We start from the raw sequence: 19,928 nt of genomic DNA, 5'->3' as shown, positions 1-19,928 counted from the left end.
TCGATATATTTCTTACTAAAAGTTTTGATTATGAATATAAATATACTTTTTATAGGTGATATTGTCGGTCAACCTGGACTTAACATAGTTAATATGTGGCTCCCTTCATTACAGAAAAAATATAGAGCTGATGTTACAATTGTTAATGGAGAAAATGTTTCTGATGGTAAAGGTTGCACCGAAAAAGAAGCAAAACAACTTTTTGATCTTGGAGTTCATGTGATTACTGGAGGAAATCATACCTGGGATAAACATCAATCGCAGGAATTTCTTAAAAAAGATTCGAGAGTGTTGCGCCCGTTAAATTATCCCAGAGGAACTTTTGGAAATGGTTATTGCATAGTTGATACTCCGAAAGGAAAAGTTGGGGTAGTGAATTTGCAGGGGAGAGCATTTATGGCTGCAATTGATTGTCCATTCAGAACGAGTGATTGGATTATTCCTAAAATAAAACAGGAAACTAAAGTTATAATAGTAGATTTTCATGCTGAAGCTACAGCTGAAAAAGTTGCACTTGTTAATTATCTCGATGGGAAAGTATCTGCAGTTATTGGAACTCATACTCATGTTCAAACTTCAGATGAAAGAATTTTTCCACAGGGGACTGGTTATATTACGGATTGCGGGATGACTGGTCCATATGATTCTGTAATTGGGATGAAAACAGATGCTGCTATAAATAGATTTCTTTATCAAACACCTCAAAAGTATCAAACTGCTGTAGACAATGTACATCTTTGCGGTGTTTTTCTAAAAGTTGATATTCAAACAGGAAAAACAGTAGAGATAGAAAGAATTTTTATTCCAGAGTTTGAAAAAAAATTGAATTTATAGATAAAAATTATTAATTAATTCAAGGAACTCTATGGCTATAATAATTGATGGTAAAAAAGTAGCAGAAGAAATTAAATTAGAGTTAAAAGTTAGAATTGATAATGTAAAAAATAGGACCGGGAAAGTGCCTGGATTAGTTGCAATACTTGTTGGTGATAATCCCGCATCTCAAGTTTATGTATCTTCTAAAGGCAAAGCATGTAATGAAATCGGGATGCATTCGAAAGTTGAAAATCTTTCAGCAAATATTAGTGAAAAAGAATTAATTGAGCATATTAATTACTACAACAAAGATGACAACTTTCATGGTATCCTTGTTCAGCTCCCATTACCTAAACATATTAATGAACAAAAAATTATTGAATCAATAATTCCGGAAAAAGATGTGGATGGATTTCATCCTGTAAATGTTGGGAATCTTGTTATTGGCAAAGACACTTTCTATCCTTGTACACCTTATGGAATTGTAGAATTGTTGAAACGATATTCAATTGAAATTAAAGGCAAGCATGTTGTAGTGGTTGGAAGAAGCAATATAGTTGGTAAACCAATAGCTAATATGCTTTTACAGAAAAAAGAAGGAGCTAATGCAATTGTTACTGTATGTCATTCAGCAGCTGAAGATTTATCAAGATACACAAAAGATGCAGATGTTCTTATTGCTGCAATTGGTAAAGAAAATTTTATAACTGCAGATATGATTAAAGATGGTGCAGTAATTATAGATGTTGGAATTAATAGAGTGGAAGACAAAAATTCAAAAAAAGGTTATAAAATTGTTGGGGATGTTAAATTTGATGAAGTTGAGAAAAAAGCATCTTATATTACTCCTGTACCTGGAGGTGTAGGTCCAATGACAATTGCAATGTTGTTAAAAAATACATTTCTTGCATTTACAAAATTTTTAGAGAAAAATTATGGATTCGTCATTAATTGATAAAATTGTATCACAAGTTTTAATTGAAAAAGCTTTGCAGGATTTTTATTGTCACGCAGGGACATGCAATGGTTGGGAAAGGAATGTTATTGACCAGCCTGTCGCTGTTAAAAATATTATTGAGAATGGTGCAGAAAGAATTGCTGCAGGACCAGGAATTGGCGAAGAATTAACGAATAAAGATATTGCGAGAATGATTGACCATACTTTGTTGAAACCAGAAGCCACACCTGATGAAATAAAAAAATTATGTCAAGAGGCAAAAACATATGGCTTTGCTTCTGTATGTGTTAATCCATGTTATGTTACTTTATGCAAAGATTTATTGAAGGATTCTGATGTTAAAGTATGTACTGTAATTGGATTTCCTCTCGGAGCAACAACAACAGAAGTAAAACGATTTGAAGCCGAACAGGCATTAAAAAATGGAGCTCAAGAAATTGATATGGTGATTAACATAGGAATGCTTAAACAAAAAAATTATCAATATGTCTTTAATGATATCAATCAGGTTGTTTTAGCAGCAAAAAAATATAATGGCATTTGTAAAGTAATAATTGAAACTGCTTTGCTTACAGATGAAGAAAAGGTAATTGCTTGTTTGATAAGTAAAGAAGCTAAAGCTGATTTTGTAAAAACATCTACAGGCTTTAGTAAAGGTGGGGCTACTGCCGGTGATGTTGCATTGATGAAGTATGTGGTCGGTTCAGCTGTTGGAGTAAAAGCATCAGGTGGAATTAGAACTGCAGAAGATGCTCGCTTAATGATTAAAAGCGGTGCAGATAGAATTGGAGCAAGTGCAAGTGTAAAAATTGTAAAAGGTGAATCTTAAATAGGTGTTTGTTCGTGGTACTGGATTTAATTGTAACTAAAACCGACGATGGATTCACAGCAGAAATTCCCTCAATAAAAGGATGTGAGAGCTGGGCTCATATTGAAGATGATGCTATAAACAAAACTATTGAACTTTTTAAATTCTACATACAGGAAAAACCTGAATTGAAATTAAAAATTGATAGAGCTAGAAAAGAAGGGAATAAGGTTATTTACAAAATAATTTTTGATAAATAATGATGAGAAAATTTAGAACGCCGGAACGACTTCAGAAAATTACAGCGGCTGCATCATTTAGACAATTTTCTTTGAGAGTTGTAATAGAGAATATTCATGATGCTCATAATGTAAGTGCAATATTTAGAACATGTGATGCTGTTGGTGTTCCCAAAATTACTTTACTTTATACAAAAGAAACTTTTCCCAAAATTCATAAAGTTACATCTGCTTCTGCAAATAAATGGGTTGATGTTGAAAAATTTAATGATGTAAAGAAATGTGTTGAGTCACTTCGTTCAGAAGGTTTTAAGGTTTATGCAAGTTTTCTAAATAAAAATGCAAAAAATTTGTATGACCTCGATTTAACACAGAAAGTAGCTTTAGTATTTGGCAATGAACACAGAGGCGTATCAGATGAAATGAAAACACTTGCGGATGATTTATTTTATATCCCTATGCGTGGAATGGTACAAAGCTTAAATGTATCTGTTGCTGCAGCTGTTACTCTTTATGAAAGTCAACGTCAAAGAGCAGCTAAAGGAATGTATGATAAATCTGAACTAACTGAACAAGAACTAAATGAACTAATTGAAAAATGGTGTGAAAAATGAAATTCTATTACACAGAAAATTTAAATGGTGAATTATCACTCCCTGGAGATAAATCAATTTCACATAGAGCAGTAATGTTTGCTTCGATGGCCGAAGGAGAATCGATTATAAAAAATTGTTCTAATGCCGAAGATGTTAAATCAACAATTTCTTGCTTTAGAAAACTTGGTGTTGAAATTCAAGAAAAAGAAAATTTATTGATTATTAAAGGAAAAGGTTTTAAAAATTTTAGTAGACCTGAAGAAAAATTGTATGCAGGCAATTCTGGTACCACAGCCAGATTAATGAGCGGAATTTTATGTGCCCAGAATTTTGAATCAATAATTACCGGAGATGAATCGCTATCTAAAAGACCAATGAAAAGAATTGTTGAACCTTTGAATATGATGGGGGCAAATATTACTGCATCAGATACAGGAACTTTACCTTTGATAATTAAGCCATCAAAAAATTTACATACTATTAAATATAAACTAAAAGTTGCAAGTGCTCAGGTTAAAAGTGCTTTAATACTTGCCGCACTTCATCTTGAAGATGAATCAATAATAATTGAACAAATACCATCAAGAAATCATACAGAAAAATTACTTGGACTTAAAACAGAAAATACTGAAGAAGGAACATTGATTTATGTTTCTAAAAAAAATTATCCGAAAAATTTTGAAATTACTGTTCCTTCAGATATTTCAACGGCATCTTTTTTTATAGTACTGGGATTGTTGTCAAAAAATTCAAATATTCTGATTAAAAATGTTTCGCTCAATGAAACACGAACAGGCATACTTGAAATACTAAATTCAATGGGCGCTAAAATTACAATTGAAGATGAAATAATTCAAAACGGAGAAAAAAGAGGAAATATAAGAGTAAAAAGCAGCGAATTAAGAAATACTGAAATACCTGAAGAGATAATTCCAAACATTATAGATGAAATTCCAATATTATCTGTGGCAGGAGTTTTTGCAGAAGGAAAATTTAGAGTTACAAATGCCAAAGAATTAAGAGTAAAGGAATCAGACAGAATAAAAGCATTATGTGAGAATTATAAAAGAGCGGGATTAAAGGTTGTAGAATATGAAGATGGCTTTGAAGTTGATGGAAAAATTGTAGAAGGAAATTTAACTTTTGAAAGTTATGGCGACCATCGAATTGCAATGGCATATGCAGTTATGTCAATGCTTTTGAAAAATGGTGGTCAAATAAATAATTTTGATTGTGTTTCTATTTCAAATCCAGATTTCTTAGCTCAACTTCAGTGCCTGGGTTATAACTCTAAGATTTGATGTTCGAATTTGTTAATTGTTAGCTCATTAAAAATCCATTTCAATATATCAAGCCCGTATTTATTGGCAAAGTAGATAAAATTTATCTCTCTTTCTTGCAAATTGTTATTTGGATATAAATTATTTCTTGCTTTTGTAAGCTGACGTATCGTTACTTCATGTTTACTTTTTTCAAGTTCAAGGGCTTTTGTTTTCAAGTAATTTAGATTTTCTTCGATTTTTATTTTGGTTTTGTTTGTTATATCAAATAATGATTTATCAATGCTGCTTAAATTTTCTGCTAAACCAAATAAAATTTTTTCTATATCAGATTGTGAATTTTCAAATAATGAGTTTATGTCTGTAGTAGAATTTTGCTCTATAATTTTTGTGATTAATTCCTCTTCTGTTGTAAATAAATTAAGATAATCAAGATTGTATTTTTCAATAATTGATTTAACATTTTTTTCAACAATTGTTGCTGAAGCACGAGGATAAATAACCGGCTGTACAATGTTATAAATATCATAGAGTGGTGAAAGCTGTGCAAAATAACTTATTTCAGATGGGCCGCCTATATAAAATGCTGTCGGAAATAGATAGTCCTGACAAATTGGTCTAAGCAAAACATTTGGACTAAATTTTTCAGGGAATTTATTTAACTGTTCCAGCAATTCATCTTTTGTAAATTTTTTTCTTCTTCCTTTTAAGCGGTATTCTTCTTCAACAGGTTCGATAAGAAGTCGTTCATTGTTTTCTATAAAAAATAAATTTATTGGTTTTACTTTTACTTGAGCATGATAAGTTTCTTCTAACTCTGCACTCCTTTCAACAAGTTGAATTGTATGATTACGGTAATTAATTATTTCTTCAGAAAAAATTGGAGTGAGTAATTTTTTTACTTCAGAATCAAGTGGATTAAAAACAATCAGTCCATAATCATCAAAAATTCTTATCATTAAATTTCTGAATGAAGTTAAAAATGTATCACCGGGTTTGTAAAAAGATTTTAATAATTCAATTACGGAATTCTTAAATTCAGTTTCTCTCAAATGTATGATTAAATCTTCAAATAACTTTTCTAAATTATTATTAAAAGATTTCAAGCCAATACAACCACGATTTATTTCTTCTTCCAAACCATCATCATATTTTAAGCTAATAAGTTCATTGTTGTTATTAAGTATGCTGAATTTCCTTACTTCTTCAAAATCATGGTCATCTCCTTCAAGCCAGAAAATGGGTACAAATTGATAATTGTCATATCTTTCTTTGAGATATTGAGATAGTTTAATTGCAGTAATAGTCTTATAAAAAGTATAAAGCGGACCACCAAAAATTCCTAATTGCTGTCCAGTGCAAATAGCAAATGTTTTATTTGAATAAAGAGCTTCAATATTTGATTCAGTTTGCTTGGAAATTCTAATATTTTGATATTGCTTTTTGATTAACTCAATTAGCTGATTGCGATGTGGTCTTTGAGAATTTACTAATTTTTCAAATAATGTTTCATAAGTTTCTTGCTCTCTAAAATTGCTTTTGTAAAATTTTCTTACATTATCGAATTCATATAAATAGTCAAGAAACAAATTTTGTTGACCGGGAATATCACAAAAATTTATATACATCTAAACTCCATTTATAATTTAGAAATAATTTATTTTTCAGTAATCAATTATTAATAACATTTTATAAAAATGTGAAATAAGTATTAAATTCAACATCAATTTAATAAAAATTTATATTGACTGAAATTCTATATTAAAATAAAGAGAAAATTATGAATAAAGATTACATTATCTCGGTTGATCTTGGCGGCACAAAAATTCTTTCAGCATTAATTAATTCACAGAATAAAATTGTTTCAAGAGTAAAAATTCCTACTGAGGTGAAAAAAGGGGAACAGGGATTAATTGATTCAATAGTCAAATCGCTCAATCAATTAATTCTTGAAAATAACATCTCAGAGAAGAATGTAAAAGCTTTGTGCTTGGGAGTGCCCGGTACTGTAAATCCATTTTCAGGAATCATTTCAAATGCTCCAAATATTTATATAAAAAATTTCAACATAAAAGAGGCTCTATCAAAACACACAATTATACCAGTTCTAGTAGAGAATGATGTAAACCTTGCTGGACTTGGAATAAAAAAATTTGAGTTCAATGATGAAATAAAAAACATGCTAATTGTTTTTATAGGCACCGGTATTGGGAGTGCTTTATTTTTTGAGGGAAAACTTTATCGTGGTTCAACATTTTATGCTGGCGAAATTGGACATATGATTATAAATGGAAAGGGAGCGTTCTCATCTAAAAAATCTTCTTCTACTTTTGAACTAACGGCAAGCAGATTAGCAATAATTAAAGCAATTAAGAAAGAAATTAAAAAAGGTAAAAAAAGTATATTGAAAGAATTTTTGTCTTCGGATAAATCAATTAAAAGTAAAACTCTTGCCTATGCTGTTGCGCAAAATGATAATGTTGCAGTCAAGCAAGTTTCTAAAGCTTGTGAAACAATTGGAACGGTTCTTGGCAGTTTAACAACTTTTTTAAATTTTGATACAATTGTTTTAGGGGGTGGGGTAATTGAAGCAATGCATAAATTTATGCTCCCGAGAATAAAAGTAGCATTTAAAAATTCTGTTTTACCAGAATGTGGTAGAAATGTTAAAATAAGTGTTACAAAATTAGGGGATGATGCAGCATTGTTTGGAGGTGTTGCACTTGCTGAAGAATTTTTGATAAACGAAAATAAATAATTATAGCTTTTATTTAATAACATTTAAGAATTGTTGATAAACTCTTTTTCTATTTCTTCTATTTTGTAGTTTAATTCTTCCCAGCGGTTATATTCATTGTTGAGCTGCTTTTTTACTTTTTCGTATTCAAGATTTTTTTCTTTTGCAAGTTCTGGATTGCTGAAAATTTCAGGTTTTGTTAATTCATATTCAATTTCATTTTTTAGTCTTTCCAACCTTATTATTTCATTTTCAGTATTTTCTAATTCTTTTTTGAGGTCTTTAGTCAGAATGTATTTTTTCTGTCTTAATTCTGCTTCCAATCTTTTTTGTTCTTTACGGTTTTGTTTGGGTAATTCTTTTAAATCATTTGATTTTTCTTCTTGGAGCTCTCCAAATTTTTTTTGAAGATAATATTCAATTCCACCATAGTAAACTTTCAAACTGTGATTTCTGATTTCAAAAACTTTATTTACAATGGGACTGAGAAAATCAATATCGTGAGAGACAATAATTAAAGTGCCTGAAAAATCAATTAAAGCTTTTTGTAATATTTCCTTTGAAGATAAGTCGAGATGATTTGTAGGTTCATCAAGAATAATTAAGTTGCTTTTTGTTAATAATAATCTTGCAAGTGCTAATCTGCTTTTTTCACCGCCGGAAAGTACTTTTACTTTTTTGAAAACATCATCTCCGGTAAAAAGAAATGTGCCAAGAAGTTTTCTTATTTGTCCTGGAGTTAATTCATCATTTATTTCTTCAAGTGTATCAATTAAGTCGAATTCTAAATTTAAGCTGTCTGCAACTTCCTGTTCATAATAAGAGATAATTGTATTATGGCCATAAATTACTTCACCTTTTGAAACATCAATTTTATTCCCAATAATTTTTGCAAATGTGGTTTTACCTGCACCATTTGGTCCAACTACTGCTATTTTTTCTCCTCGTTCAATTTTTATATTAATGTTTTTTAATACTTCTAAATCTTCATAGAACTTATAGACATTTTTTAATTCAACAGGAATAACACCACTTTTAGGAGGTTCGGGAAATTTTAATTCAATCTTTTTCTCTTCTTCGATTAATTCAATTGTTTCAATTTTGTTCAGCATTTTAATACGACTTTGAACCTGACGAGCTTTTGTTGCTTTATATCTGAACCTTTCGATAAATCGTTCAATCTCTTTTATTTTTTTCTCCCGAATTTTTTCAAGAGCTTTTAGTTGAACCTCTCTTTCTTTTTTGAAATTTAGATATTGGTCATAAGTGCCAGAGAAGAAATTAATTTGTTTGTTGAATATCTCAAGAGTTTTGCTTGTAACTTTATTTATGAAATGCTTATCGTGCGAAACAATTATTAATGCTCCTTTATAATCGCAAAGAAATTCTTCAAGCCAGGTTAATGTATCAATATCAAGATGGTTAGTTGGTTCGTCAAGTAAAATTAAATCATTTTCTGCAAGAAGAATTTTTGCAAGTTGAATTCGCATTTGCCAGCCGCCAGAGAATTCCTGAGTTAATCTATTAAAATCTTTTTCTTGAAAACCTAATCCTGTAAGAACTTTTTTTATTTTTGATTCTGCTCTATAAAAATCAATATTATCTTTTTGGTTTTGAATTTCTCCAAGTGATTCAATTAGTTCATGTCTATCAATTTCTGAAAGATTATTATTGTTTAATGAATCAAGTATTTCTTTTTCTTTTTCGATTATTGTTTTTAATTCAATCATGGAAGATTTCACTTCCTCGAATAATGTTTTATCACGAAATGAAATTAAATCCTGCGGGAGGTATCCAATTCTGATTCCTTTTTGCTTATTAATTTCTCCTGTCTCAGGTTTTTCTATTCCGTAAATTAATTTTAAAAAAGTTGATTTACCTTTTCCATTGGAACCTACCAAAGCAATTTTGTCGTGTTTACCAATTTTAAGGTTAACATTTTCAAATAAGTTTTCGCCTGTAAATTGAATTGATAAATTTTTTATGTCTATCATATTATTTTCTAATTACTGCAATTTTTCCTGTTGTAACATTGTTAGCATCTTCATCATATGCTACAACTATATATATGCCGCTTGCTACTAAATTGCCATTTAAATCAGTTCCGTCCCACACAGCAATTCTGCCACCTGGTGTTTTAATATTTTTAATAAGATTTCCGCTTATATCAAGAATTTTTATTAAGGAATTCTTTATCAATCCATCAATTGAAACAGTGTTATTTTTATTTTCAATTATAAATGGATTAGGATAAATAAAAAGCTCGCTGAAATTTTCAAAAGGTTTTACAGCAAATGTTTGAACCATCGCAAGTCCATAATCTGTGCCTATGTAGACTTTGCCATTTATTTCATCAACTGCAATACTTCTTATATCATCATCAGGAATTGGAGAATCTTTTGATGTATAGTGGGAAAGCAATTGTAATCCATCCGAAGAAAGAACAAAAACCCCATTTTTTGTTCCAACCCATTTTTGGTCTAATGCATCAACGGCAATGCATGTTATACTCTGGCTTCTTAAAGATGGAATTATTATTTCCGATATTCTGGGATTTGAAGGATCAGGAATAAAGTTCATACCTTGACTTGTTCCAATCCACAGCATACCGCGTTTATCTACAGCTAAAGCAGTAACTTCATTTGTAATTAATCCATTATTTGTACCGAAGTATCCAAGTTTATCATCGTTCAAATTTTCGAATGTTCCATTCTCATTGAAATAATAAAGTCCAGTTTTCCCGGAAAATAACAAAAACCATTTTGTATCATACTGGTCAATTATCATTTTGTATATTCCATCTTTTTCTGTAAAGCCAAAATTTGTTAATGAATAACTGTACCATTTTTTATCTTTAGTTAATACACTCAATGGTTTGTTATTTGCAGGTGTGAAGTTTGCAATCCAAACATTTCCTTTTGAATCTGTTTTGACATCAGAAATTGCAATAAAATTTGTATCCTTGGGTATTCCAACAAGAGGACTGGTAGTCTTGTTGTAGATTTGGAAATTTTCATCTTTGAAAATTGTAACACCATTTCCCCAATTGGCAAGATAAATTGTATTATCTTGACCAGAATGAATATTGAAATAATCATTTGAAGGAATTTGAGGATATTGTTGTTTGTTGTAGAGAAACCATTTTACACCATCAAATTTCATAAAACCAATTCCTGCTCCATCTCTTCCAGTTGCAATCCATAAATTGCCGTTATTATCTGTAGCAAGATTTATAAACAAATTTCCTGCTGGTCCATCAGGATATAATTGTTTAATATTCCCATTGTAAAATTCGATTAATCCATTTTTTGTTCCGATGTAGATTTTTGTGCCATTGCTAATTATTGAAGAAAACGAGTTATTAAAATCTTCATAAATTTTTGTTATTTCATTACCCGAAAATTGATATGCAATATTATCAGTTACTATGAATAATTTATTTGTTGAAGGATAGATATCATTGATATTTGTGCCTGAAAGAAGAAATGAGTTCCACTGATTATTTTCAAAAGAAAAAATTCCATTGTCAGTTGCTATTAAAATTTTTTTATTCCATTCAATTATTTTATTAATTGATGAAGCATTAATGTTGATGTTTAATTTGTATGTATTCCATGATTCTGGAGCAGTAAGATTTATAGTCCCTGGCTTTTGAACAGCGATTCCATTATCTGTGCATACATAAATTAAAGAAGTTTTTATTGCACAATTTACTTTTGCCTCAGAAGGGAAATCCCCTAATTTTAAAAATGTATCATAAAGGAAATAATTCTTAGAATTTATTAACACCAAACCAAAATCTGTGGATACAAAAATTGTATCGCTCTTTGTGAATATGTGATTAATTCGTTTTTGAGTTTTATTGGATTTATAAATATCAAGAATATTTTTTACATAATAATCTGAAGGATTGTATGAAATAATATAACCTTCAAAAGACCCTAACCAGATTTTCCCTTCGTTATCAATATTAATTGATGTTAAAACCTGACTGTTTAATTTATTTGCTTTTGTCAGAGTAAAAAAAGTTTCATCTGAAAAATTGTATTTGAAAGCTCCACCGTTTGTTGCAGCCCATATTCCGTCAGTTGTAAGAGCTATCGATTGAATATTTCTCATCTCTGAAAATATTTCCCATTGCCCGATGTTTTGTGCGTAGCTGAGATTAGTTAAAATAATTATTAATAAAAATATTCTTTTCATTCTATTACCTGATAGATTATAAAATTAAAAGCAAATTTAGGATTTTTTAGATATAAATTTTGAAGAAGCATTTAATTGCAGAGATTTTTAAGCAGTATTTTTTAGAAGCATTTTTCTCATTGCATCTATGTGATTTAATGAGATGCAATATTGACCGAGATTTTCTTCATCATTTTTTTTGCCGCCGTGAAAATCTGAGCCGCCAGTTTCTAATAAGCAATATTGACTAACAATTCCTCTGTAAAAATTAATTTGATTTTCATTATGACTTGGATGAATGACTTCAATACCATCTACACCAGCTTTGATAATATTGAATAATATTGATTCTTTCATATAACCGGGGTGCGCTATGAATGATAAACCGCCACTATCGTTAATTAATTTCAATGCACTATTTGGGGATATATGAATTTTACGTTCATATGCTGGACAGTTATCCCCTAAATATTTTTCAAAAGCTTCTGTATAATTGCTTACTAAACCGAGGTCAACAAGTGTGTAAGCAATATGTGGTCTTCCGACAGCAGAGTTGTTTGCTCTATCTAATACATCATCAATAGAAATTGATAATCCAAGGTTACGCAGTTTTTGAACTATTCTTTTAGCTCGATAAAGTCTTTCTTCTCGAAAGAATTTTAAATATTTCTGAAGCTCATCATTTTCAATATCAATAAAATATGCTAAGAGATGAACCTCTTTATCTTCGATATCAGTGCTTAATTCTAAACCTGGAATAACTTCAATGCCTTTTTCTCTTCCATATAAAATTGCATCTTTTATACCGTTGATGCTATCGTGGTCTGTTATGCTAATGATGCTCAATCCTGCATTGTAAGCTTTGTCTATAATTTCAATTGGAGAATAAACTCCATCGGAATAAGTTGTGTGTATATGTAAATCAACTTTTGGGGACATTAACTATAAAGTTCCTTAAATTTTTCGTAGTCAATTATTCGAATTTTTGAACCATCAATTTCAATCAGTCCTTTTTTTGCGAATGCATGTAATGTTCTTGAAATTGTTTCTCTTGAAGTTCCAGCCATATTTGCTAAATCTTGCTGATTTGGTAAATTTTCTAATTCTACCCGTCCATGTTTGATTTTTCCAATATCATCAGCTAATTGAAGTAACACTGTGGCAACTTTACCTTCTGCATCTTTTAGTGAAAGAGCTTTTATTTTAACATCAGCTGCTCTTAGTCTTTTAGTTAATTCCTGTAGTAGAGATATTGAAACTTCAGGATGTTTGGTTAATAATGTGATAAAGTCATTACGTTGAATAATAAAAAGTTCAGTATCTTCAATTGCAGTAATTGTTGCAGAACGAGTTTGGCCATCAATAATTGCCATCTCTCCAAAAAAATCACTTTCATTTAAAATTGTCAAAATTACTTCTTTACCATCTGGACTTGTTCTTGAAACTTTTACTTTTCCTGATATAATTATGAAAAGTGCTGAACCGGTTTCATCTTCTTTCAATATTATCTCATTTTTACTGTATTTTTTTCTTGTCCCAACTTTTTCGATTTTTTCTAATTCAGAAGGAGGCAGGTCAGAAAAAATTGGTACATATAATAAAAACTCAGATGAGTTCATACTCACACCCACTGATTTAATTATAAATGACATTGAAAAATAATCTTTTCAAAATTAATCGCCAATTATTTTTTAATAAAATATCGAAGTTAAAATGTTATTATTCCCTCAATTAATTAGTTTAATTAGATGAAATACAGAAATTATTAAATTAATTATTTAGATAAATTGAAAATTCTTTTATTAATAGCTATATTGCAAACACAAATTTACACAAATTCGTATATGGAGGAAAAAAATCATGGCTACAAAAGTTGCAATTAATGGTTTCGGAAGAATAGGGAGACTAATTATCAATGTATTAGCAGAAAAAGGCTACCTTGGTAAAGAGGTAGATGTAGTTGCAGTAGTTGATATTTCTAATGATGCAAAATATTTTGCCTATCAATTAAAATATGACTCCGTTCATGGTAAATTCAAAGGAACATTGAGCAGTGAAAAAAGTGACCCATCATTAGAAAATGATGATATTCTTGTAGTAAATGGTCATAAAATTAAATGTTTATTAGCTCAAAAAGATCCATCCCAATTACCATGGAAAGATCTTGGAGTAGAATATGTTCTTGAATCAACAGGTTTATTTACTGATTCAGAAAAGGCAAAAGGTCATTTAGCTGCAGGTGCTAAAAAAGTAATAATTACAGCACCTGGTAAAGGTGATGTAAAAACTTTTGTTATGGGAGTTAATGATCATGAATATGATCCTGAAAAACATCACATTGTATCAAATGCATCATGTACTACAAATTGTTTGGCACCAGTTGTTCATGTTTTAATTAAAGAAGGAATTGGAATCGAAACTGGATTGATGACAACAATACACTCATATACAGCAACACAAAAAACAGTTGATGGTCCATCTAAGAAAGATTGGAGAGGTGGTCGTGCAGCTGCAATTAATATAATTCCTTCAACTACTGGCGCAGCAAAAGCTGTAGGTGAAGTTCTTCCTCAAACAAAAGGTAAATTAACTGGAATGTCTTTCCGTATCCCAACTGCTGATGTTTCTGTTGTTGATTTGACATTCCGTTCAGAACGAGAAACATCAATTCAAGAAATTGATGAATTGATGAAAAAAGCTTCTGAAACATACCTGAAAGGAATTCTGGGATATTGCAACGAAGAAGTTGTATCAACAGATTTTATTCATGATGACCGTTCTTCGATTTATGATTCACTTGCAACTTTACAGAATAATCTTAAAGGTGAAAAAAGATTCTTCAAAATAGTATCATGGTATGATAATGAATGGGGTTACTCTTGCAGAGTTGTAGATTTATTAATGAAGATGATTAATACAAAGTAATTATCAAATAATTAAAGAAAAAGACGCAGTCCGGAAATTACGGCTGCGTCTTTTTTGTATATATCCTTTCTAACATCTAATTTTCGGTAAAGAAAAATTCCTAAAATAGGAGGATAAAATGAAAAAACTAAGTATTGACAAAGTTAATCTTAAAGGGCAGAGAGTTCTTGTTCGTGTTGACTTTAATGTTCCTTATGATGAGAATATGAATATTACTGACGACCTTCGTATTACAGCCGCACTTCCTACAATTAAGAAAATTATTAATGACGGAGGCAAGTGCATTTTAATGAGTCACCTTGGTAGACCTAAAGGTGCGCCAAATCCAAAGTATACATTAAAACCAGTTGCTGTCCGTTTGAGTGAATTGCTTGATATGGATGTTAAATTTGCACCTGATTGTGTCGGCGAACAGGTTAAAGCAATAGTAAATTCATTAAAAGAAGGAGAGGTTCTTCTTTTAGAAAATTTACGCTTCCATGCCGAAGAAGAAAAAAATGACCCGGCTTTTGCACAACAACTTGCTGAACTTGGCGATGTTTATATTAATGATGCTTTTGGAAGTGCACATAGAGCTCATGCATCCACTGAAGGTGTTACTAAATTTATCAAAGTTTGTGCTGCTGGTTATTTAATGCAAAAAGAACTTAATTATCTTGGCGAAGCAATTTCAAATCCAGTTAGACCATTTACTGCTATTCTTGGTGGTTCAAAAATTTCTGGTAAAATTGATGTTATTGAAAATTTATTGCCTAAGGTTGATAATCTTTTAATTGGCGGCGGTATGGCTTATACATTTTATAAAGCTATGGGCTATGAAATTGGAACTTCTCTGCTTGAAGAAGAAAAAATTGATTTGGCTAAAGAAACCCTTGACAAATTCAAGAAATCAAATGCAAAAGTTTTATTGCCAGTTGATAATGTAGTTGCATCAGAATTTAAAAATGAATCCCCTGCAATTGTGGTTGATTCAGATAAAATTCCTGCAGATAAAATGGGCCTGGATATTGGACCAAAAACTATCGAAGAATTCCGTAAAGTTATACTTGAAAGTAAAACAATTATATGGAATGGACCTCTGGGAGTTTTTGAGTTTGATAATTTTGCTAAAGGCACAAATGCAATAGCTCAAGCACTTGCAGAAGCTACAGAGAAAGGTGCAATTACAATAATTGGCGGTGGTGATTCTGCTGCAGCAATTAAAAAAGCAGGTCTTGAAGATAAAGTATCACATGTTTCAACAGGTGGTGGCGCATCACTCGAATTTTTGGAAGGAAAAGTCCTCCCCGGTGTTGCTGCTTTGAATGATGATGTTTGATATATTACAAATTAATTTATAAGAGCAAGAGCTAAAATAAATTCCTATATCCTTTGGCTCTTGCTCATATTTTTTATTGTTGTGTTTTGGATAATTTATAAAAGAAATTGTAATTTTATAATAGATAGATTACAGGCAGATAAATGAGCTTAGATTCAAGAGATTATTATCGTCCTTCTGGTTTTGGAGGATTTTCTTTTTTCCCTCCAGTTATTAAAAATCTTTTAATCATTAATGTTGGTGTTTTTTTAATACAATTGATTTTCGATAACATCAACTTCAATGGAATTCCAGGCTGGTATATTTTGAATAGATATTTTGCATTGAACCCAATCAATGGAATTGATAGTGCCGGTATGCCATATAATTTTAAAATATGGCAATTCCTCACTTATCAATTTATGCATGGAGATTTTACACACATACTTTTTAATATGTTTATGCTATGGATGTTCGGTATGGAATTAGAAAATATTATGGGTTCAAAAAAATTTCTGGCTTATTATTTATTATGTGGATTCGGTGCTGGATTGTTTCAAATATTTTTATCACCACTTTTTTCTGAATCATTAGCTCCTACAATTGGTGCTTCTGGAGCTGTATTCGGTATCATGATAGCATTTGCAATGTTTTTCCCCGACCGTTACATTTTCTTATACTTTTTAATTCCAATAAAAGCTAAATATCTTATCGCATTCCTTGTTGTTATTGAATTTCTCTCTGTAAATGAACCTACGATTGTAGCTCATCTTGCTCATATTGGAGGGGCTGTTACTGGATTTTTGTTTATTCTGCTTGATAGAAGATTTGATTTTCAATTTAGTAATTTGTTTGGTTATTCTAAAAGAAAAACACATTTCAAATTTTCATCAAGATTTCGAAAACCATCATTTTCAAAAGATATTGAAGAAGCAGAATTCTACGATTTAGAATCAAAAGACGAAGAAGAAATTACTCAGGAAGAAATTGATAGAATTCTCGATAAAATAAGTCAAAGTGGTTACAAAAATTTAACTGAACGTGAAAAAAGAATCTTATTTGAAGCCAGCAAAAAGAAATAAATTTATTTACTCTTTTGGACTTTGTTTCTTACTTCTTCTTTTAACAAACTGCACCGAAAAGAAAATTGATGAAGAAATTGCAGTCCGCATTTATGTCGAAAACATTATCTTAGAAGAAAAATATTCTTATAATGTTGATTCATTAAAAATATATAGAAGAAAGTTGTTTGAAAAATATATGATTAGTCAAAACGATTTTGAAGAATATTTAAGGGGACTGAAAGCAAATCAAAAAAGCTGGGAAAATTTTTTTAAAAAAGCTGATAAATTTCTTATTGACTTAAAAAACACCAATGCAATTAATTAACTCTTTTCTTCGCTAATGCTATTCTTAATTTTGCATAACTGATTTTTTCGTTAAAACATTTTCTAAGTTCTCTTAAATCAAAAATCCCCTCATCAATTTTTTCATAAATCATTTTAAGTTCGCCATAATTAAAAAGCGATTCGATTTCAAGTTCAGGAATGGCTTCGATTAAAGTTTCTATCTGAACTGAAAGAATTGATTCGGGAATTTTTGTAAGACTAACAATATCTTCGAGTGAATATTTTTTTTGTATTAACTCAAGTATTTGATAAGAAGTATTCGGCAAATTTTTTTCTTTTATTTTGCTGATATTATTTTCTTTTTTTTCAAACTCTTTGATTGCTTCGATGAATTCTATTCCAATTTTATTGAACATTCTATTGTTAAACCCATCAATGCCAATAAATTCAGAATATGATTTTGGCCGAAGTTTTGATATCTCTCGCAAAACATTGTCGGGACAGATTAACTGTGCAGGTTGATTAAATTTTTCGGATGCTTCTTTCCTTATCTGTCTTAACAAATTAAAAAGTTTTAGCTCATCTTCATAATTTTTTTGATATAAGTCGGATTCTTCTGATAGGAATAAATTAAGATTATTTTGTTCATAATAAATCATATCATTTTTTATAGATATAATTTTTTCTATTTCCAGTGTTGAAAGTACATCATTTATCTCAATTGTTGAAAAATGATTGCACGAACCATAAGTAGAAATGTTATGGTATTTTTGGTCTTTTCCAGTTAATATCTTAAAAAGTTCTTTTTTGTGTAACGGATTGTTGAATTCATATAGTGTAGTAATAATATGATTTCTTAAATAATCATCATCATTTAATTTATCTATTTTTCCAAGGCATACATCACATCTTCCGCATTTATAATTTTCTTTTATCTCTCCAAAATAATTTAATATGTAAGCAAATCTGCATTGGTTGGATATAATGTAACCAATCATTTTTTCAAGTTTATTTTTATTGTGCCCGATAAGTTTTTTTGTTTTCGAAAAATCTAATAATAAATCTTCACTTTTTATTCGTGATTTTAAAAGAGTGACTGTTGGGAATAAAGAAGGTGGTTCATAAAAAATGATACCGGAGTTGTTAAGCAAATTCAAATATTCAATTAGATTCTCGATGTTAGAATTTAATATTTCGGAAAGCCTTACAAGATTAATAATTGTTCTTGTTCTAAAAATTTTATTGCCATAATCTCTTATGAGTACAAGTATAAAATCTTTCAATTCATTGTTATTTATTTTCTGAATAAATGAATTTAATTTCCCGGGTTCTATTAAAAATTGAACATGGTGCTTTTGATAAAAATCAGGATTAAATTTTATATAACCAGATTCTTCAAGAATTTTTACCGAAGATTCAATTAGTGCTTTATTTAATTCCTTTGACTGCAAAAACGAAATTAGATTTGTATCGACAGGTATTTCTTTATTCGAAATACTTCCAAGTGAAATTCTGCCATAGTCACAAATTGCATTGTAAACTAATTCAACTTGCTGCCTTTGAGGAAAAGAATTTTTAATAAAATATTCTTGAATTGCAATGTCTTTTTCGTCAAACAATAAAAAAATATTTGAATGATTTCCATCTCTGCCTGCTCTTCCAATTTCCTGATAATAATTTTCGAGGTTAGCTGGCATGTTAAAATGAATGACAGTTCTTATATCACTTTTGTCTATTCCCATACCAAAAGCATTAGTAGCTACAATTAGATTTATTCTTCCTTCAAGAAAATCATCCTGAACAATTCTTCTTCTTTCAGGATTTAATCCTGCATGATAATAAGCACAATTAATTTTGTTGTGTATTAAGAATTCATAAACTTCTTCTGCTAATTTCCTGGTTGCAGTATAAATTATTGCCGGTATGGATAAAGGAGTTATTAATTTTAATAATATTTCTTTTTTCTCTTTTGTTTTGATAACATTAAGACTTAGATTTTTTCTTTCAAAACCATGTATAAAAACTCTTGCATTTATTATTCCAAGTTGTTCTAAAATATCTTTGCGAACATCCTCAGTTGCTGTAGCTGTGAAAGCTGAAATCTTTGTTATTCCTGTATAATCTGCAAACTTTTTAATTTTTCTGTAACTTGGTCTAAAATTATGTCCCCATTCACTAATGCAATGTGCTTCATCAACAAAAAGATAAGAAGGTGAAAGCTGCTTTAATGTTTCTGCAAAATTAACATTGTCTAATTTTTCTGGTGACATGTAGAGTAATTTAATTTTTCCATTTGAAATATCATTCAATACCATCTGCATTTCTTTTTGTGATAGAGTGCTATTTATGAACGCTGCAATTTTTACCTTTTTATTTACTGTATCTACCTGGTCTTTCATTAATGCAATAAGAGGTGAAATTACAATAGAAAAAGAATTTGCGAGAATAGCAGGAACTTGATAACAAATCGATTTTCCTCCTCCTGTTGGAAGAACAGCTAAGACATTTTCTCCCTGCAGTATTGTTTCAATTATTTCTTTTTGTGCAGGCTTGAAATCTTCGAAGCCAAAATATTCTTTTAGAACTTGTTTGGGACTCATATTTTATTTTTATTTTCAAGTAAAAATAACATTATGAATTGAGAATTTTGATAAATAACAAATAATTTTCACAATAATCTAAATAATAATCTAAAATCCGATATAGGACATTAAAAAGTAGATTTTTTCTATAATGTGGTC

General features: G+C 30.0%; 17 protein-coding genes. 11 read left to right on the top strand and 6 right to left on the bottom strand.

Going from position 1 to position 19,928, the window contains the following annotated elements; all coding sequences use genetic code 11:
- The first annotated feature begins 30 nt into the window (after positions 1 to 30).
- From VJY32_RS10465 to aroA, 6 genes are all read left to right on the top strand, one after another.
- Entirely contained in the window at positions 31 to 834 is an 804-nt protein-coding gene (locus VJY32_RS10465) for a TIGR00282 family metallophosphoesterase (protein WP_353677863.1), read from the top strand.
- 31 nt (positions 835 to 865) lie between these two features.
- Positions 866 to 1,771 (top strand): bifunctional methylenetetrahydrofolate dehydrogenase/methenyltetrahydrofolate cyclohydrolase FolD, encoded by a 906-nt coding sequence (folD, locus tag VJY32_RS10460; RefSeq protein ID WP_353677862.1) that lies wholly within the window; start codon positions 866 to 868, stop codon positions 1,769 to 1,771.
- A gap of 193 nt (positions 1,772 to 1,964) precedes the next feature.
- Positions 1,965 to 2,603 (top strand): deoxyribose-phosphate aldolase, encoded by a 639-nt coding sequence (deoC, locus tag VJY32_RS10455; protein WP_353677985.1) that lies wholly within the window; start codon positions 1,965 to 1,967, stop codon positions 2,601 to 2,603.
- A 14-nt stretch (positions 2,604 to 2,617) separates the two neighbouring features.
- On the top strand, positions 2,618 to 2,842 hold the full coding sequence (locus VJY32_RS10450) for a type II toxin-antitoxin system HicB family antitoxin (RefSeq protein ID WP_353677861.1): 225 nt from the start codon (positions 2,618 to 2,620) through the stop codon (positions 2,840 to 2,842).
- The gene (locus VJY32_RS10445) at positions 2,842 to 3,435 is read left to right on the top strand and encodes a TrmH family RNA methyltransferase (RefSeq protein ID WP_353677860.1); all 594 of its coding nucleotides are present in this window, start codon (positions 2,842 to 2,844) and stop codon (positions 3,433 to 3,435) included. The genes VJY32_RS10450 and VJY32_RS10445 overlap by 1 nt, the downstream gene beginning before the upstream one ends.
- A complete protein-coding gene (gene aroA, locus VJY32_RS10440; RefSeq protein WP_353677859.1) occupies positions 3,432 to 4,718 on the top strand; it encodes a 3-phosphoshikimate 1-carboxyvinyltransferase in 1,287 nt (428 codons plus the stop codon). The genes VJY32_RS10445 and aroA overlap by 4 nt, the downstream gene beginning before the upstream one ends.
- On the opposite strand, the gene bshC is transcribed toward aroA, so the two are convergent.
- Positions 4,700 to 6,325 carry a bacillithiol biosynthesis cysteine-adding enzyme BshC gene (bshC, locus tag VJY32_RS10435; RefSeq protein ID WP_353677858.1) on the bottom strand — a complete coding sequence of 542 codons (1,626 nt, stop codon included), beginning with the start codon at positions 6,323 to 6,325 and terminating at the stop codon, positions 4,700 to 4,702. The two genes, aroA and bshC, sit on opposite strands and share 19 nt — an antisense overlap.
- Before the next feature lie 152 nt (positions 6,326 to 6,477).
- Between bshC and VJY32_RS10430 the strand changes: the two genes are divergently transcribed.
- On the top strand, positions 6,478 to 7,455 hold the full coding sequence (locus VJY32_RS10430) for an ROK family protein (RefSeq protein ID WP_353677857.1): 978 nt from the start codon (positions 6,478 to 6,480) through the stop codon (positions 7,453 to 7,455).
- 23 nt (positions 7,456 to 7,478) lie between these two features.
- On the opposite strand, the gene VJY32_RS10425 is transcribed toward VJY32_RS10430, so the two are convergent.
- The 4 genes from VJY32_RS10425 to VJY32_RS10410 form a co-directional block, all read right to left on the bottom strand.
- On the bottom strand, positions 7,479 to 9,428 hold the full coding sequence (locus tag VJY32_RS10425) for an ABC-F family ATP-binding cassette domain-containing protein (protein ID WP_353677856.1): 1,950 nt from the start codon (positions 9,426 to 9,428) through the stop codon (positions 7,479 to 7,481).
- Position 9,429: 1 nt separating this feature from the next.
- The gene (gene porZ / locus VJY32_RS10420) at positions 9,430 to 11,637 is read right to left on the bottom strand and encodes a type IX secretion system anionic LPS delivery protein PorZ (protein WP_353677855.1); all 2,208 of its coding nucleotides are present in this window, start codon (positions 11,635 to 11,637) and stop codon (positions 9,430 to 9,432) included.
- Positions 11,638 to 11,724: 87 nt separating this feature from the next.
- Positions 11,725 to 12,555 carry a PHP domain-containing protein gene (locus VJY32_RS10415; protein ID WP_353677854.1) on the bottom strand — a complete coding sequence of 277 codons (831 nt, stop codon included), beginning with the start codon at positions 12,553 to 12,555 and terminating at the stop codon, positions 11,725 to 11,727.
- Positions 12,555 to 13,235, bottom strand: coding sequence for a Crp/Fnr family transcriptional regulator (locus VJY32_RS10410; protein WP_353677853.1), 681 nt, complete (start codon positions 13,233 to 13,235; stop codon positions 12,555 to 12,557). Before VJY32_RS10410 ends, VJY32_RS10415 begins: the two co-directional genes overlap by 1 nt.
- A gap of 241 nt (positions 13,236 to 13,476) precedes the next feature.
- On the opposite strand from VJY32_RS10410, the gene gap reads away from it, so the two are divergent.
- The 4 genes from gap to VJY32_RS10390 all read left to right on the top strand — a co-directional run bounded on the left by gap (position 13,477) and on the right by VJY32_RS10390 (position 17,227).
- Positions 13,477 to 14,541 carry a type I glyceraldehyde-3-phosphate dehydrogenase gene (gene gap / locus VJY32_RS10405; RefSeq protein WP_353677852.1) on the top strand — a complete coding sequence of 355 codons (1,065 nt, stop codon included), beginning with the start codon at positions 13,477 to 13,479 and terminating at the stop codon, positions 14,539 to 14,541.
- 118 nt (positions 14,542 to 14,659) lie between these two features.
- Positions 14,660 to 15,859, top strand: a complete 1,200-nt coding sequence (locus VJY32_RS10400) for a phosphoglycerate kinase (RefSeq protein ID WP_353677851.1) — start codon at positions 14,660 to 14,662, stop codon at positions 15,857 to 15,859.
- 143 nt (positions 15,860 to 16,002) lie between these two features.
- Complete coding sequence (locus VJY32_RS10395) at positions 16,003 to 16,920, top strand: rhomboid family intramembrane serine protease (RefSeq protein ID WP_353677850.1); 918 nt, start codon at positions 16,003 to 16,005, stop codon at positions 16,918 to 16,920.
- Positions 16,898 to 17,227 carry a hypothetical protein gene (locus VJY32_RS10390; RefSeq protein WP_353677849.1) on the top strand — a complete coding sequence of 110 codons (330 nt, stop codon included), beginning with the start codon at positions 16,898 to 16,900 and terminating at the stop codon, positions 17,225 to 17,227. The genes VJY32_RS10395 and VJY32_RS10390 overlap by 23 nt, the downstream gene beginning before the upstream one ends.
- Here the strand turns inward: VJY32_RS10390 and VJY32_RS10385 are convergent.
- Complete coding sequence (locus tag VJY32_RS10385; protein ID WP_353677848.1) at positions 17,220 to 19,787, bottom strand: RecQ family ATP-dependent DNA helicase; 2,568 nt, start codon at positions 19,785 to 19,787, stop codon at positions 17,220 to 17,222. The genes VJY32_RS10390 and VJY32_RS10385 overlap by 8 nt on opposite strands.
- Between the last annotated feature and the right edge of the window lie 141 nt (positions 19,788 to 19,928).

It is taken from the genome of Rosettibacter primus (assembly GCF_036860675.1).
GTDB lineage: Bacteria > Bacteroidota > Ignavibacteria > Ignavibacteriales > Melioribacteraceae > Rosettibacter > Rosettibacter primus.
This window is presented reverse-complemented; position numbering and strand designations above follow the sequence as displayed.

Excerpts from the sequence above, each read along its gene's own strand:
- VJY32_RS10430 (WP_353677857.1), top strand. The coding sequence starts at position 6,478 with ATGAATAAAGATTACATTATCTCGGTTGATCTTGGCGGCACAAAAATT.
- folD (WP_353677862.1), top strand. The coding sequence starts at position 866 with ATGGCTATAATAATTGATGGTAAAAAAGTAGCAGAAGAAATTAAATTA.
- VJY32_RS10410 (WP_353677853.1), bottom strand. The coding sequence starts at position 13,235 with ATGAACTCATCTGAGTTTTTATTATATGTACCAATTTTTTCTGACCTG.
- VJY32_RS10465 (WP_353677863.1), top strand. The coding sequence starts at position 31 with ATGAATATAAATATACTTTTTATAGGTGATATTGTCGGTCAACCTGGA.
- gap (WP_353677852.1), top strand. The coding sequence starts at position 13,477 with ATGGCTACAAAAGTTGCAATTAATGGTTTCGGAAGAATAGGGAGACTA.
- VJY32_RS10395 (WP_353677850.1), top strand. The coding sequence starts at position 16,003 with ATGAGCTTAGATTCAAGAGATTATTATCGTCCTTCTGGTTTTGGAGGA.
- aroA (WP_353677859.1), top strand. The coding sequence starts at position 3,432 with ATGAAATTCTATTACACAGAAAATTTAAATGGTGAATTATCACTCCCT.
- porZ (WP_353677855.1), bottom strand. The coding sequence starts at position 11,637 with ATGAAAAGAATATTTTTATTAATAATTATTTTAACTAATCTCAGCTAC.
- bshC (WP_353677858.1), bottom strand. The coding sequence starts at position 6,325 with ATGTATATAAATTTTTGTGATATTCCCGGTCAACAAAATTTGTTTCTT.
- VJY32_RS10385 (WP_353677848.1), bottom strand. The coding sequence starts at position 19,787 with ATGAGTCCCAAACAAGTTCTAAAAGAATATTTTGGCTTCGAAGATTTC.
- VJY32_RS10425 (WP_353677856.1), bottom strand. The coding sequence starts at position 9,428 with ATGATAGACATAAAAAATTTATCAATTCAATTTACAGGCGAAAACTTA.
- deoC (WP_353677985.1), top strand. The coding sequence starts at position 1,965 with ATGATTGACCATACTTTGTTGAAACCAGAAGCCACACCTGATGAAATA.
- VJY32_RS10445 (WP_353677860.1), top strand. The coding sequence starts at position 2,842 with ATGATGAGAAAATTTAGAACGCCGGAACGACTTCAGAAAATTACAGCG.
- VJY32_RS10415 (WP_353677854.1), bottom strand. The coding sequence starts at position 12,555 with ATGTCCCCAAAAGTTGATTTACATATACACACAACTTATTCCGATGGA.
- VJY32_RS10400 (WP_353677851.1), top strand. The coding sequence starts at position 14,660 with ATGAAAAAACTAAGTATTGACAAAGTTAATCTTAAAGGGCAGAGAGTT.